This window comes from Rhodobacter aestuarii (genome assembly GCF_900156655.1).
In the GTDB taxonomy this organism is placed as follows: Bacteria; Pseudomonadota; Alphaproteobacteria; order Rhodobacterales; family Rhodobacteraceae; genus Rhodobacter; species Rhodobacter aestuarii.
This window is the reverse complement of record NZ_FTOG01000003.1, coordinates 96,684-113,964: the sequence shown is the minus strand read 5'-3', so window position 1 is coordinate 113,964 and position 17,281 is coordinate 96,684. Positions and strand designations below refer to the sequence as shown.

At 58.0% G+C, this 17,281-nt stretch carries 1 protein-coding gene (running past one end of the window); it reads left to right on the top strand.

Features of this window, described 5'->3' with window-relative positions:
• Nucleotides 1-20: 20 nt before the first annotated feature.
• A protein-coding gene (locus BW967_RS05650; RefSeq protein ID WP_076484088.1) for a DUF4347 domain-containing protein crosses the window boundary here: on the top strand, nt 21-17,281 show its start. Its footprint extends 25,291 nt past the window's final position; the window shows 17,261 of its 42,552 coding nt (coding positions 1-17,261); the start codon lies at nt 21-23; its stop codon lies beyond the right edge, outside the window.

Genomic DNA, 17,281 nt, shown 5'->3' with positions numbered 1-17,281 from the left:
AGCTCTCAGAAAGTTCCGCCATGAACAAGATGTTTGAGAAGCGCAAGAAGGCTCGTTCTTCTGCAGGTCGTCGTAAAATTGCGATTGAACCCCTAGAAGAGCGAATCCTTCTTTCGGTTGATCTGATCCCCTACGCGCCGGACGATCGCGAGGAGGATAACGTCTTTTATGAGCGGCAGGTCGAACCCGTTCAGCCTGAGGTCGAACAGTCCGCGCAATCTGTTGAAGAACAGGCAGCGCGCGAGTTGGTCCTTTTGGATTCCACCCTTGGCGATCTTTCGCCCCTTCAAGCAGCGCTTGCAGATATCGGTTTTGGCGGAGCCGATAACAAGACTGTTGCGCTTGTCGGGAGCAAAGACGAAGCCATTGCCGCGCTGTCTACAGGTGTGCGCTACGATGCCATCCATTGGATCAGCCACGGCTCTGCGGATGGCTTCCAGATTGGTGACACGCTTTTAAGCGCGGATGTTGAGGCTGACGACCCGCTGGTGAATGCGCTGGCACGTGCAATGGGTCCCGACAGCGACCTGATGCTTTACGCTTGTGATCTTGCGGATGGTGGTCTGCCGCAGCGTTTGGCGGTGTTGACTGGGGCGGATGTCGCGGCGTCGACGGATACGACCGGGTCTGAAGGGGATTGGGACCTTGAGGCCGAATATGGGGCCATCGAAACCGAAGAGCTGAATTTGGGGGGGGCGATTGCGGCCCTTGGAACCGCAACAAACCTAGATGAGTATCTGGCCGACGCGCAGACCCCGACGGAGACCGTTGCGGATCTCTTTGGGGCCGGCGGGCTCTACGCTGGCGCGACATTCCCCACATCGACCGCTTGGCGTGACCTTGCCGATGAGGTGAGCTTTAGCGTCAAGGTTGGGAGTGCTGCCGCAGAGGTCTTCACGATCAAAGCGGGCGCTGCGACGACGGACAATACCTTCACGCTATCGGCCTCAAGTGCGTCAAGCAGCGAGAGCCTTCAGGTTATTATCGCAGGCCGTACGCTCAACTTTTCGGCCAATCTGAGCGGCCAATCCGCCCTAACGGCCGTTTTCGCTCAGACCGCTGTGACCTCGGCCTTGGCAACCTTGGGGGTCAGCTACACCCAAACGAACAACAACACGGTCGTGTTCGGTTACACCGCAACCGATCCGCTGTCGTGGTTTGGCGATGCCTCGAGTGCATTGAACGAAATCGTTGCGATCGTTGAAGAAGCGACCCTGACGGCGGGGCGTGCGGCCCTTGCCGCCGAAGTTGCGTTGCTTCCGGCGGCAGTGCGGACTGCGCTTTTTGATGAATCTGGCCTGACAGGACCTTACAGCGCGGCGAATGCGGCGCATCTTAGCGGCATCATGGGGGTCATCGCGGCAGGCGATTATCTTGCGGCCACGACTGTTTCGGGCGCGGATGTTCTGACCACGGCCGACGTGAACCGTTTGGTTGCGGCTTTCAACGCGGGCGCTGAGACGATCAATTATGCGACCCTCGCAGGGGCGGATGCCTCGGACCTTGTGTCCAACATCAAAGCGAGCCTTTCGAATTACGATCAGGCAAACTTCGCCGACCGTCACGAGATTGCGACGAAGCGCATCGTCTCGTTGTTTTCGAAAATTTCGGCGGGTCTGACGCTGGCCTCGCCGGACGAAGCGGCATCGAATAAGGTCGTTCTCGACCTCGCTCTGAGCGGAAACTGGGTGGGCCTGCCGCCGTCGCTCACCAATGGGTTTGGCAAGGTTCAGGGCACGCTTGCGCTGACCAAAGAAATTTCGACCGGGAGTGTCGATGTTCGCCAAGTTGCAGAGCTTGAATTGCGGGCCGTTACGGATGTGTCCGCAACGATTACGAATGGTGCAACGACCAACATTGTCTTGACGAACATACCGAACCTTGCGGTTCCGGCCTCGGTGACTTTGGGGGCGGCCTCGTTCGATCTGCTTCTTGATGCGACGGCTGTTTCCTTGGCCGAAGCCCTTAACGCGAATGCTGATTTTGCCTCTGCCATTGCGGCGGCTGGCCTGACGACGACGGTTTCCGGCAACACGCTAAGTGTTGCAAACAGCACCGGCTCCGATGTTGCGTTCCAGATTATCTTGAACAAAACCGGCGTGCGTTCGGCAACCATCGCGGCAAGCGGTTCACAGGCCGTGGCTTTCGCGGATCGTTCCTCTTCTATTTTGCCCGTACGTTTCCAATTTGGTTCAAAAGTCTTCGACGTTGTTTTGGATACCAGCGCCACGACTGTTGCGGCGGCCTTGGCGTCGAACGTTGATTTTGTGGCACAGGCTGCGGCGGCCAATTTGACCGTTGTCGTCAGTGACAACACGCTCACCTTTACCAACACCGGAACCGCAGCTGCCTCGTTCAGCTTTAATGTTCGTGAAGAGGCAACGCTTTTCGATGGCGCGATTGGCACAGGCTTCTTCGCGCGCGATCCGCAAGTTGATCTTGCCCGCACAAAACTGTTTGTCCGCGCGGCTGGCGGGGAGGCTGATAGCTTCCTGACCGATAGCGCTTGGGTCATGGCGATGCCGTTGGACTTTGGCGACTCTATTATGGGCGCCCAGTTCAGCAACACCTATACCTTTGGCGGGGCAGGTCTGGGCGCTCCCTCAATCGCCATTGATACTGAACAGCTTTATGGCAGCGCCGTTCCATCGGTGAACATGGTCTATGCCAAGTTGAACCCCACGGCGGCGGATACGCCCGTCAAAGCGTGGCTTGATGGCCTGACCTCCAAAGTGTCCTTGGATCACCCTGTTGGCCGTGATGCCTTTGCCCTGCTGGGTCTTCAGCGCGTTGTCGAAGATATGCGCGAGATCACGGCCCCCCTCACCAAAGAGGTTGTGACACCGGCGTCAGATAAATCGCAGACCAATGCGCTGCAGATCCCGGTTTTGCGCGATGGCGAAGCGTTTGTTGATACGCCTGACGCTGGCTTTGGTGACTTGCTGGGCACCAGCGCCACCGCGTCCGACACGCGCACCTTGGCCGAGCGTCAGGTTGCGGACCTGACATCTTTGCCAGAATTGGCGGGCATTGGCGCGCAAGACGGTGAACTGGCCGCAATTCTCGAAGGCCTGTCTGATGCGATCGCGCGCAGTTGGGCTGACCGGACCGAGAATAGTGCTGCCGCCCTGTCTGCGGCTCTCGCTGCAATCTCGACAGATTTCGCGCTGGTGGGGCTGAATGGCTATACGGCTGCGAATTTGCTCGACGGTGCGGGCGCAAGCGCGTTTAGCCTGTCTTATGCGGCGGATGTGCTCGACGTTGATTTGACGGGCCTTTTGGTCCGCGAAGAAGCGGGCGTGCGCGCCGTTTGGGGCGAAATCCCGCTCTTGAAGAAAATCGGTGAACGCACGGCAGACATGTCGCTGGGGGCGACGGTCAAGTTCAACTCCACCTACAATGCCAAGCCCACGAACCTGAGCGTCGATCTCGCAGCTGAGGTCGTGTCGGTGGATACCAGTAATGCCGCTTTGGACATCAATTTGCCGGGGGAACCGCGCATTGATATGTCCACGCTGACGCTGGGCATGTCGCAGGGGTTTGTGATTGGGGGTACGGGTTGGGAACTCGACCCCACTGATACAGACGACGTCGCAACGCTTTCTTTCGCGCTCGACTTCAACGATCCGCGTGGCGAGTTCAACACATGGGCGGAGTCCGTTCTGGACAAAACCTATTCGCTGTCTTTGGCCACGTTCAATGACCTGCGCGTCGTGAACACGGGGTACACGGGCCTCTTTGATGATGCGACCGTGCAAGAGGCGCTTTACTGGCTGAAAATGCGCGAAGCGGACACCATCATGCAAGATGGGTTCCTTGCTGGTTTGTTGGCGATGCCGGAGTTGAAAGGGCTGATCCCTGTTGTCGGCAACAGCATTGCAGAAATCATCGTCAACAACGATCCGACGACGGCAACGCAGGCTGATTTCCAGAACTACCTCGTCAACGCTCTGCAGACCCAGTTTGGATCGTTTGATGAGACCGCAGACCTGTCGAGCCTGATGACCGCGCTGACCGGGGCCGCCAACTACACGGCCAGCTTCAATGCGGCGGATGGTGTCACGCTCGACTTCTCAGGCTCTGCACTCACCCTGCCGCAGATCTTGATTGATTTCTCCCGGCTGAGCACGCTGTTGCTGTCCGGTGCGAGCTATCGCGTGACGCCAATCGCAGCCGCGCGCGTCCGCACGCGTATTCAAGCCGCGAATAACGAAGTGGCTTCTTACAACGGGGGCGCTCTCGTCGAAGAAACCCTGACGTTTGACACGTGGTTTGAGCCGCTGGACACCGCTGGCGCGACGGACAACATGTTTGAATTTGACCTTGGTTTCTCGGGCGCCGGGGTCGGGGGAACAACGCTTCAGATCGATTTGGGCGAGTTGGGCAAACAAGATGTTTCCAACCCGACGTTTGGTCTCAAGGTTGCGTTCCGGCCCGAAACGCTTGCCGCGAATGGGCGCTTGCCGGGCGGTGAAAGCCCGCGCCTGTCGCCGCTGGTTTCCGATCTTGAAGGGCAGCACGATATCAGCTTCTCTGTCACGCAGGGCGATCAGTTCCGCGTCACGTTTGACAGCAATGTCACTTGGGCAACGGCGGCGGACATTGGCCAAATTTACATTGACGCCAACGGCGACCAGTTCCGTTTGACCGCGATTGCGGGGGATAGCTCGACCGCCGATTTTCTCCCGCTTGACGGGACAACAGCGCCTGTCGGCGGTTTGACGAATGCCGTTGCCTTCTACGAATTCATCCTCCCGATTGACTATGCCGGTCAGGCCGCAGGCACGACCTTTGCCCCGCGTTTCGTCGCCTCTGGGTTTGATCAGATCGTGGCGGATGATCCCCGCCTGCTGCTTGTGAATGATAGCGAATGGGAAATGAAACTGTTGCTCGACGAAGCCGCGCAACGGTTCAGCGATACGTGGCTGAAACGCGATGGTGCGCTCTCGCAGTTCGACCAGTTGCTGCGGCAAAGCGTTGCATCCGCCGATGGGTTGAGCGGGTTCATGACGCAAGACATCCCGCTTATCTACGGAAAGAGCTTTATCGATCTGATCGAAGATCCGGATGCGAGTGTGTCGTTCAACAACCTTTCGCAGCTCATCACGGCCCATCTCGACGCGCTGAATGATTATGTGCTGAACGGCACGCCGCTGCATTTCAACGGCACGGATTACAACGGTGATCTGCGCGCCTATGTGGATGATCTGGCACAGCAATTGTCTATTATCACGGGGCTGGACGCAGATAAGCTCATCACACTTGAGGTGATCACGGGCAATGATGTTGGTGCCGGGTCTGCGTCGACGGTGCAAGAACTCGAAGACACTTTGTCTGCGGACGGTAAGCTGCTGGACGAAGTCCGCTACCGGATCAAAATCCAAGACCTTGTCACCTATGAGAAAAAAGTCGGCGAGGACTTCATCTCGGATCTCTTTGATCTGAGCGAAATGGGGATCTCGATGACCGGTAGCAACCGGGACATCGATGGATACGAGTTTGGGTTGAATGCCGACCTCGACATCAACATCGACTTCGGCTTGAAGCGCGATGGCGGCCAGTTCGAGCCGTTTATTGAGCTTTCCGAAGTGGCGGGGAACGTCTGGCTGTCGTCGACCGTCGTGTCTGATCCGATGCCGCAGATCACCTTCCGCAACGCGGCGACGGTGAATGTTGGCGATAAGACTTTTTCGGGCCTAACCAACACGCAGGTTCTGACCTTTACGCCGCGTTTTGTTTTCCGCCCTGTGGCGGGCGCGGTCGACTTTTCGGGCGGTATTGCGGCCGATATCGAAGGGGAAGCGAACTTCCAGTTCGGCCTAGACGTGGTGACCGCTGGCGCGGCGCCGATCATCACGGTTGATCTGCTGCCCGGCGCGGCCCGTGACGGTGATCTTTACATCTACACGGGCTCTGGTTCGCTGAATGCGACCGATTTTGCCGATCACCTGATGTCGGATACATCGGCGACGACCGTCTCGGCAGGCCAACTTGTTCTCAACGACGTTACGGGCGACGCTACGACCGGTGTTTTCTATCAATACCTTGGCACCAGCGATCTGTCGGTCAGCTCTTGGGCTGCGGTCGATTTCAGTGACGAAAGCCTCTGGTCCCAAGAAAGCCTGATGAGCCTTCAGGGCATCTTTACCACGGGTGTCGAGCGCACTGAGCGAACGGTTTCCGATATTCTGACCGGAGCGACCGGCAGCGGTTATCTGCTGGCGGGGGGCAATACGATTTTGATCACGGCAAATGATGTCGGGATCACGCATTCGGGTTTGAACATCGTCATCAAACCTGCGGACAGCACGGTGTCGGGTCCGGTTGCAACCTTTGATGCCGCGACCGATACGCTGACCCTGCAGTCGAATGCGACGCTGGATTACATCACGCTGGTCGATCTGCTGAACCTAATCCGCGATGGAAACGGTCAGAAAATGTTCACCGCGCAGACCATCTGGTCGCCGCGTTTTGCCGTTGCATCGGACACGAGTATTTTTGAAATCGGTCAACTGCATCCGCTGTCCTTGACCGGACCTGCGGCGATCCGCACGACTGATATCGGCGCAACGGGCAGCGCGCTTGAGCGCATCGCGATCTTTGCGGATGGCACGGTCGAACGTGCTGTGATCTCTGGGAATTTCAACGATAAGAACCTGAACGAACTGCCCGGTGGCATTTCGTCCTTGACCTTCAAAGGCGATATTCGCGCTGCAGTGACCGCGCTTTCCTCTGCCTTTGAGGTTGGGTCTGGCGTCTTTGCAGACCTGTTCGAAGTGAAATTGCCTTTCGCGGGGGAACTCACCATCGCGGATGTGCTGACACGGGCGGAATCCGCAAACCCTGTTTCGATCTCTGAAGCCTTGCGTTTCAATGATCTGATCACCGCGCTCAATAGCGACGCGCTTGACCTCAACACGATTGGCTATGTGGCCGCGCAACTGTCCAAACAGTTTGATGCGTCGCATGGCAATATGGTGACAGACACGAGCCCGATCACGTTTGAATTTGACGTTCGGTCCGGCGATCTGATCATGAATTACCGCCCGACAATCGTGGTCGATTACACGGCCCGCGCCGCGTTGCGCGAAGAAGAACTGGCGGTTCTTCTTGGGATCACCACAGACACACCAGAATACGATGGCGCGCTGATCGATAGCGTTTTGCAGGGCGCGGCAAAGCTTTATGTTGAACCCAATATCCGTGTCTCATTTGCGGCGGATGGCTCATTCAAAATTGGCACAGGCGATGATGGTCGTATCGACTTTACCATCGCAAATGGGGATGCCACGGCGACCCGCTCCGCCGATTTGAGCGCGGCTGACAAACAGATTGATCTGTCGTTCAAAGACACCAACGGTGCCTCGATCGTGCAGAACCTGAACATCGGCGTGAATGGGGACGGCACCGAAACTGCCGACTTTACCATCTCGTCCGGTCGGTTGGACCTGACGGGAGACAAGGGTTCGTTCTCTGTCGCGGGTAATTCGGATGCCGGCGCTTGGATGACGGTGGAAGAGGCGCAAACGGATGTTTCGCTGACGCTCCTCCAAACCGAACTGTCCAAAGTTGAAACGCTCATTGCCACCGCAGATACGCGGACCGCAGAGATATTGGAACTTTCTCAAGATCTGCGCGACGCCCAAGACCTTGCGGCGGAGTTGGTGCAGCGTGCGAAATTGCTGCCAGGGTATTTGGCGGATCCGAGCATAGATCCTTTGGTTGGCGCCCAAACGGACAACCCGGCGCTTGCGGCCCGCATGGTTGCTGCGAACGCGGCTGTCTCTGCCGCACAAACTGCGCTTGCAAGCGCGCAAACCGCTTTGGCCTCGTTAATTGCGGACATCACGGCCGCGAAAGCAAAGCTGGATGTGGCCGGGAATTCGCTGGCTGAGATCGCGCTTGATGCACTGCAAAAATCGGGCGGGGACGCATCGGTTGGTGGGGCCTATGCGACATTGGTTGCGGATCAGACGGCGGCCTTTGACCGGCTTGGCAACACTTTGAACGCGTTGACGGTTGTTCAGGCGATTGATGGCGCGCAAACCGATGCAGAATTTGAAACGGTCAAAGCCTTCCTCGAAATCAAGGCAGAGGTCGAGGCGCTTTTGACCGAGGAAGCCGCGCGTAGGGCGACCTTTGCAGTTGTTGATCAGGCGGCAAAAACGGCTGTTGCACAGATTGGCTTGTCGGCGGCTGATCCGCTGGGCACGGCGACGGCGGTGAAATCTGCGCTTGATGACGCCAAAACCGGCCTGAGCACATTGAACGGGCAGGTGGGGCGTTTGGCGACCTCGGCTGCTGATCTTGTCGCACGCCTTGGCGCATTGACGGCGCCCGCGGGGTCCGAAAGCGAATTGGCCTCTCTGACGGCTCTCGCAACGGTTTCGGCGGCCCATATTTCGGCGCTTTCGAGCAAGCTCTCTTCCTATGTCAACTACATCACGCAAATCCGCGCGGCTGTAGATACCGAGATGGAGGTCGTTCGCGGTCTCTTTGAAACGGTGACATTGACCGAAAGTGCCTTCAGCGCTGCGGGGGAGGAACTCGTCGCGCTTCTCGCCGAAATGGCCGAGGCTGCAAGCAAGAGTATCGCGGCTCTGGCGTCAGGGGCGAGTGCGACTTTGCTCACCCGAGCCCAGGCAAAAATCACGACCCTCTCGGATGGGCTGGATGCCCTGACGGTTGCGCTGACCGAAGTGAAAGCCTTGCGCGATGACGTGTTGGCGGCGGGCGTTGGCGCGCTTGACACTGCGAATGCGGCATTCGTTGAACTCTTGGGGGCTGGCTCGCCGTTGATCCCGTCTTTGACGAGTGTCACCGCGCGACTGGGGGCCTTGGATGTTGCAGCTCTGGAAGCAGATTTGGCGGCTGCCGTTGCAAACCTGACTGCGCTGCAATCGGCGCTGGACGGGGCCGATAGCGCGGCCATCACCACGCTTCTGACAACGCTGACCGGTGATCTGAAAACGGCGGGCGCGACCTATGCCGCCTTGGTTGGTGTGTTCACCTCTGACCGCCTGCCGCAGCTTGACCTGAGCAAATTGGATGCGGTGCTCAGCACAACGGGCGCGACAGCCACCATCGGCTCCGTGACGGATGCGATACAATTGGCGATCAAATCGCAATTGCCGTCTCTGGTGACGGCTGGTGCGGCTTCTGCGGCTCAGAACCTGATGGATTATCAGGCGTCTTCCTTGTCTGACCTGCGGTTTGGCGCGATTGACGGGCTCTCCTCTGTCTTGTTGGGGGAAGGGGCGACCGATCTGGCCAGCACCATCGACATCGCGCTTGCGGCGTTGCTGTCTGCTGACTCCGCGCCGACCGGCGTTTCGGTTCTCTACCAAGACCTTCCTGTCATCGGGAAAAGCTTGGCAGATCTGATCGGTCTTGATGACCAACTGGAAACCATCAAGACGATTATTGCCAATGTCCCCGCGAAATCCTTGGGCCAGTTGGACGCCATTGTCGCCAACGCCTTGCCGCAGGGATCACCGCTTTCTGTTGAATTGATCCCGCCTGTTGCGGGCGCGGCCTCCTCGCCGAACCGTATGGGGGTGGTGATCAAGCTCGCGCTTCCGGCTGGCTTGTCGCCGGAATTGACGCTTAACCTCAGCGAATTCACCGAATTCTTCGGGATTCCGACACCGGAAATCCCGCCGTCGGCGGACTTGTCGCTGAACCTCTCGGGGGCTGTTCAATTCCGTGACTCGACCTTCACGCTGACCAAAGCACAGTACACGACCCTCTTGGGGGAGGCTGATGACCTCGGCGAGGCGTCACGTCTGCGGTTGCAAGATGCCAATGGGAAAACCGTTGCCGTTGGCGTCATTCGCACGGTCGATTATCTCGATGCCGCGAATACTCCCCAAGATTTCGTTGAAAATTCCAACACCACGCAGGTCCAGTTTGGGATCGAATGGGACCGGGATTTCGACGAGACGACGGCGACGACGATTGTTCATGACTACCTCGCGACCGATCGCACGACAGCCGTTTCGAATACGGTCAACTTGAATGCGCTGACGGCGGTTTATGCCGCGGCGACGGCACCGGTTTTGGCGGCCTTCCGGTTCGAAGTTGATCTGCGCTCCGTTGAGGTTGGATATGCGGGCTATGATCAGACATCGGCAAGTTCGATGGTCGGTCGGAAGATCGCGATCATTGATGAGAATGGAAATGTCACCGGTCGTGGCGTCGTTGCGGGGGTAAGCGAAACCGGTCTGGGCCTCGTGATGAAGTCCGGTTCGGTCGGGGCCGGGGACACGATCCGCGTTCTCTCTGCAGACGGTCTGACGAGCAACGACATCGCGGGTGTGACGCGGTCTTATGAACTCGATTGGTCGGGCCCGAACACGGGATCGGCTGAGGACTGGGTGGGTAAAACCATCAATGTGTTCAACGCATCGGGGACCAAAGTCGGTGAAGGCCGGGTCGTTGCCGTTGAGGGAACACGCATCGCGGTGAGCGTTCTGGATGGCGTTCTGCGCGCCGCCGATACGCTGGAACTCAGCGATCAGTCCGCATGGGGGATTGCGGGCTTTGTTTACAGCGTTGGCACTTTGCCGCTTGAAATGGTTGATGAATTTGGTACCCGCGCGGGTGCTAACATCACGCTGGACCTCGGCTCGGATGACGCCAATCCGGGTGTTTTGTTGGACTTCCAAACGAGCCTTGTTGGCGCAACCTCGGTTCGCGTGAATGTCACCGGCGGGTCGAACACAGAGGCATTGACCATTGGTCGCGCGGCCATCCGTCTGAAAATGGACGATGGTCTGCCGGATTACGAAGGTATTGTGCCCGCGTTTGAAGCCTCTCGTCTGAAGCCTGTTTCGGCGATTGAATTCGCCTCCGACGTGGATCTGGATGTCTCTGCCTCCATCGTTATCGCGGGGCAAACGATCACTCTTGATGATCTTGGCACGGCGACCCTGACCGCCTCCCTCAAGGACGGTAAGTTTGGTCTGCCGCAATTGGGCTTTAGCACGGGAACGCTGATTGATGCAATGCGCTCGCAGCTCGCCCAAGCGAGCACGTTCACCTCTAATTGGTCTGACATTTCGACCTTTGCAGATGGGTTCGAGGCCTTTGCAGAAGCCCTGATCGGTGATCTTGATAGCGACAATGGCCTGATTGACCTGACAATTCCAGGGGTGGGTCAGTCCATCGAAGATATGACGGGTTTGAAGGACGCCTTGCGCGTTGCCATTCAAACGCTCAAGGACGCGAAAGACGAGGCGTTGGATTATGGTGCAAGCCTGATCCATAGCGCGATGACTGATGCGTCGAGCCCGTTCCGATTTGCCCCTGATGCGCTGCAAGTCGCGCTGTTGGAAGGCAATACTGACGTTGGTGGGTTGAAAGATTCCGTCATCCTGACGATGAAAGGGACCCGGCTGATCGAGGGGGAAATCGACCTCGGATTTGATCTGAGCGGTTTTGATATCTCTAACCTTGAGGCTTTGAAGTCGCTTCTGGGGCTGAGCCAACCTGATCTGCTGAGCATCACCGCGCTCGACGGAAGCCTGCTGCGTTATGCGGTGTCCGTTGATCTGGATGTTGCGGTCGAACTAGGTTCGGATGCGAGCGTTAAGTTCGTCAAGCAAGACCTGTCGACGGGCAACTATGTTGATCTTGTCGATGAAACCGTTGCGCCGCTCGCGATCCGCGCGCTTGCGGACCTTGGCCCGACCGATATCTCCTTTGCGATTGATGCGGGGAGCCTTGGCAAATTTGGCCTTGTTGCAGAAGACTCCCGGTTTGTCTTCGGGAAGGAGTCCAACACCACACCTGACCTAACAAAATCGCTGGCAGATCAACTGCGTAGCAAAGGCGCGCAGCTCGATTTCACCGTAACGGATAGCTCTGGCACCCAGTCTGTCGGCACCAATACGGTCGGCGGCTTTGGTATGGGGCTCGCCCTGTCGCGTGCCTTTGGTGAGGCGCTTCAGCCGATCAGCGAGTTCTCGGCGGCCCGCATTGCAGGGGATCTCTTGCCGCGTTCTGCGGCAGATATCGCCAATGGACTGACACTTCCCGAGGTCAATATCGACTTCTTCGAAGTGCCCGAAGATCTGAACCTGCGGAGCCTGTTGATGCCGCAGTTGGACGATTTTGCGTCTTTCGGCATGTCCGACCTGATCAATATGGTCGACACCGCCTACAGCTGGGTCTTTGGGGTCGATTATCCCTATAATTACACCGGCGCCGCGATTGTTACGCCGGTCTTGAATGCGGTGAGTGCGCCGAGTGGCAGCGACTTGACGGCAGAACTGCCGTTCATCGGCCAAACCATCAATGATCTGCTCCCGTTGAACCAGATTTTCACCTCGGTTCACCTCGCGTTGGAAACCGCAGATCAAGTTGTGAACAATCCGGGCGGCACGATCCAAGAAGCCCTGCTGACCATTGAAAAAGAGGTCAATAAGGCGATTGCGAAAGTTGCCGGTTGGGATAGCCCACCGGTCTTCTCGATCAATTTCTCGACTCTTTCGGGGAATGTTTGGACAAGCGGTATTCCGCACCGCGCCTTGGAAATCGCGCTCGATTTTGACAACGCGATTGTGGCGCAAAGCGCGCTCAGCCTCGATCTGATCGAGGCTTTGGGGCTGGCCGCCCAGTTGGATGGCACGTTTGGCCTTACCAGTGATCTTTCTGCGCAACTTTCGACTGGGGTTGGTCTGTCTGGGAAACTCGTCTTTGGGGGCGCACTCTCCGAAGATGCGTCACTTCAAAGCCTCGGGTCTCTTCAAGGCGCGTCGACACTGCTTGATCCGATCCTCTATATCGGGAGCGCGTCGAACTTGTCGCTTTCGTTTGGTGCTGAGGCGTCGAACGTCGATGTGACGCTCGGCTTTAACATCGGCGGAGAGCCGTTGAACGCAAGTATCACGGATGGCTTCATCGGTCTGACCAATGCAGCCGGGGATGCGGATGCCTCGCTCACCTTCACCTTGACCTCCGAAGATAACCCGGAACAGACGTTCTTCCTCCTTGATAATGGTGGGTTTAAGGCCGCGGCTGGGGCGGTTACGGCTGTTGGCACAACCGCGGCCTCGGCAACATCCAAGCTGGCGCGTTTGACGCTTGATAGTGCCGTGGCGCCAGGGTCATCGACCCAGATCGTCAACGTGACTTGGGCGGATGATCTCGCCAATACCCCAAGCGCGACCAATGCGGAGTATGTGGCCCTTGGCACATCGCGCGTGGGGATCGTTGTCTCTGGGGCCTCGCAGTTCCTTGTCCAAGAAACCGGTATTCCGTCAGGCCAGACCTCGGCTCTGTCGGAAGGGGATACGCTGCAGCGGGTTATCAGCGGCGCGACCTTTGATGTGTCGAGCGTGTCCCGTGGCACAAACCTCGCGACGCTGACCCTGACGAATGGCACGGCTGCGCTCTTTGATGGCCTTGACCACGTTCTTCTAGAGATCTCGGACGGGGCGACGGGGACGTTACAAGTGCCGTTGATGGTTGTTCTTCCGTCGGATCTTTCGACAAATACCATCGACGTTGTCTTGCCGGATGATGTGCTCACCCATGCTTGGGGCGGCGCGGTCAAGGTTCATGCGTTGACCCCGCTGGCGACCTTGGTGGAGGCGCCGGATGTCCGTGATTTCGACGCCCTGTCTTACATTTATGACGTGACCATCTCCGGTGCGGGTGCGGTGTTCTCAGACGTTGCCAATGCGGCAACGCCGGAAGAGGCAAGCATTACCTTCGGCGCAGGCTCCGTCCAAGGCCGTGTGCTGGGTGTCAACGGCGATACGCTGACCCTCGTTCTGGATTCACCGGTTGACGCTATTCAAGAAACGCTGGGGAGTGGGGATGCTGCGGCTGTAAATGCGCTGCTGGCCACTTTGGCGGTGACCCAAGGGAATGCGCCGGTCTTTAATCCGTCGACGATCCGCCCGGAGCTTGATGCCGCGTTGACCGTTGATCTGGTGGCCAAGGCCGACCTTGTTGGTCTGGAAATTGGCACGCTGCAAAGCGCGCTGGATCTGGCGGACTTTGCGGATCTTGCCCTTTCGGGAACCCACTCGATCACTGACCTCTTTACGGATCTGCGCACGAGTGGTGGCGGGACGGTTGATGGCATCTTTGATCCCACGAAAGCCGCCGCGGATATTCGCGCTTACGTCGAAGGCTCACTGACCTCTGTCACCAATGCAATCGCGCGTTTGAACCAACTGACACCGGCACAGCTGATCGACTATCTGCGCACGGGGATCGAGTCGTTGATCGAGGGTCAGGGCGCGGGTGCGACGGTTCTCAATGCCGATATTCCGTTTATCAACCAGTCGCTTGATGATTTGACCGGCCTGTCTACGATCTTGCGTGATGTGCTTGATCTATTGCCCCCGACGCAGAGCGGCGGCAGCGATCTCGATCTGAACGTCTGGCTGGATGCCGTCGCGAATACCGTGGGTCTGCCGAGTGGGTTCCTGACGCTCGAATACTCCGAGGATGCGACATTCCCGGGCCGTTGGATCGTAGATATCAACGTGAATTTCGACCGCATCGTCCAAGACAACCGGTTCATCGACATTGTTCTGGGCGACTTCGGCGACCTTGGGCCGATTTCTGGCTCCGCGCTCGACGACGGCATCAATATGAACCTCCGCATCGATGGTGCGGCGCAGTTGAACCTCGATCTGCAACTCATTGGTCAGGGCCTTCTTCCCGTTGAGCTGCGCATGCTCGAAAGCTCGGAACTGTCGGTGGGGGCGGGGCTGCGCTTGTCCCAGACAACCGAAGAGAACATCGGCCTTTCGGCGGATGTTGCGGGGATGCTGAACACGCTCGCGGGGTCTAGCTCCTTCTCCCCGCAATTTGCGATGGTGGGCGGGTCGATGTGGCTGTCTTCCAACGCAGAAGCGCAAACACAGACGCTGACCCTGAAACGCCGCGACGCGGGGCTGACGGCGTCAACCTTTAAGGTTGGTCAGTTGGTCACCTCGGGGACCGGCGCGAGTTTCGATCCGGCGACCGCAAAATTCGGCATCGTCAAATCGTGGAACCATGAGACGGGTGTTCTTGAATTGCTTGCGCCCTCCGCAGCAATTAGCGGCGGTAACCTGAACGTCTTTACCTCTGCCGACAAAGTCGCAACGGTCGATGCTGTCACGGGGGAAGTGAGCGCTTCGGGGTCGTGGAAAACGGTTCTGTCGGTCAATGCACCGGAAGGTCAGGATTTGCGTGTCGCGGTCGATCTGGGGGTCACTGGGATCGACATCAGCCGTATGTTGCAAAGTGATGCGCGCATCGCTGCCTTTGATGCCAGCGGGAACCAAATCTGGGTTGGGGATGTCACCACGACCGATATGGCAGACGTTGCTGCGGGCGATGCGACTTTGCTGGTCAATACCCTTGAGGGGGATCTCGTCAGCGCGGCCATCGGGGCGACGACGTTTGATCGTGTTGTCGAATTCGAAGACGGCTCCAACGCCACGATGACCGATCTGACCCGCGCGAATGTCGCGGATAGCGCTGTCGATAGCCGGGCAATTGCCGAAATTACAACTGTCGCGCCGCAGCCTGATCTGTCTATCCGCTATCGCGTCACGTTTGAAAGCGGCACGACGGATGTGCCTGCGGCGATGGTCGGCGGGCATTATGTCGATCAATCGGGCCGTTGGTTCCGCGTCGATAAGGTTGAAACCGGCGCGGCGTGGATCACGGCTATTGGGCACACCGGGGCGCCGTTGGCGGGGGGCGCGCTTTATCGTCCGTTTGTGACCTTTACCAGCAACACGGCTGTTGATCTTGGGATGAACGGCAGCGTTCAGCGCGTCAGTGGTCTGGGCGGGGCGCCGATTGGGACCTGGCTCGAAGATCTGCGTCTGGTCCAAGATGCAAACAACGCTTGGTTTGAAATTGCCGCCTTCAACGCTGTCACGGGAAGCGTTGATCTGCGTCCGCTTGATCTAGCAGCGGCGCCAACGGCAACGGGCAGCCTCGCGGGTGCGGCGCTGAACAGCCTTCTCGGGAGCTTGAGCGCAACGCCGACGCAACTCGCGGATCAAGCGGGTATTTCTGTGAGTGTGCAGCGCGGCGATAGCGCGGGCCTTCGCACCATCTCAAATGCGCCGATTGATAGCGCTGTGCGTTTTGCGGCGGGGTCTGATCTGCTGCAATCGCATGAAATCAACAATGTCTTTGTTGATGCGAACGGCAATGCGTTCCGTTTGGACGCCATTGATGCGGACCGTATGGGCGGCACGTTCACCTCTATTGCTGGCTCGTTCGTCGCGACGGGAACGCTCGTGTCGGCAACGTTGGATGTTGCCAGAACCGAATCCGTTGAAGTGGGCGGTTTGCCCGCGCAGAAAGTCAAAATCGCGAATACAAATGCGATTGTCGGCGATTGGCTGAAACAAGTTGAAAATGGCAAAGTTGTACGGCTGAGCGATGGTACGGCGACCTTCCTCGTGGCCTCTTCCGATCCTGTCGAACAAACCATTACGCTTCTGCCTGCCGATGGTGTCTCGAGTGTGATCGCACCGACGTCTTTGACCTATGGCATCGAGCAGGGCTATGTACGTCTGCCGCTGATCCTTGGGTCGTTGACGGTTGATTCAGCGTCTCCGTTGCAACCGCGGACCTTTGAGGTGACCGACCCATCGCTCCTCAGTGCTGACGGGGGACGCGTTGTCGAATTGGCGATTGGCGCTGATGGGCTGGTTTCCAATGTTGTGTCTTCGCGCGTTCTGGCGACCATCCAAAACGGTTTGATTTCCGGCACCACGCTCGCGGCTGGCGTTGACAGTGGTGCGATCCTCGATGGTGCTTCGGCGTCCTTCTTCGATAAGGTGGGGGTGAGCTATTACGCTTTGGCGGAGGATGGAAAATCCGCCGCTGCAGATAGCTGGATGTCGATGGCGATCACCGTCGCACCGACGACCGTGATGGATGCGACCACCTTGTTGGTATTAGGGGCTGATGGCACGACGACGACCAGCATTTCGAGCACGACCGTCGATGGTCTGACCTTCGCGTTGACCAAAGCGGAAATGGCGACCTTGTTCAGCGCTTTGACGGAAGGGGCGACGCTTCGGATCTCAAACGGCTCAACAACAGAAGATTTCGCGCTGTCGGATGCCATCGCCGCGCTGACGATTGTGAATGACGCTGACGCGGCCACGACGCAATATTTCGACGGCGGCAAAGCGGGTCGTTATGTGGTGACGGGGGATGCGGATAAGTCCATCTCCGTCGATCTTTTGGCAGCCTCGCTGCTTTCCACCCCGATCAGCAGCGATGATTTCGCGCTCTATACTTTGAC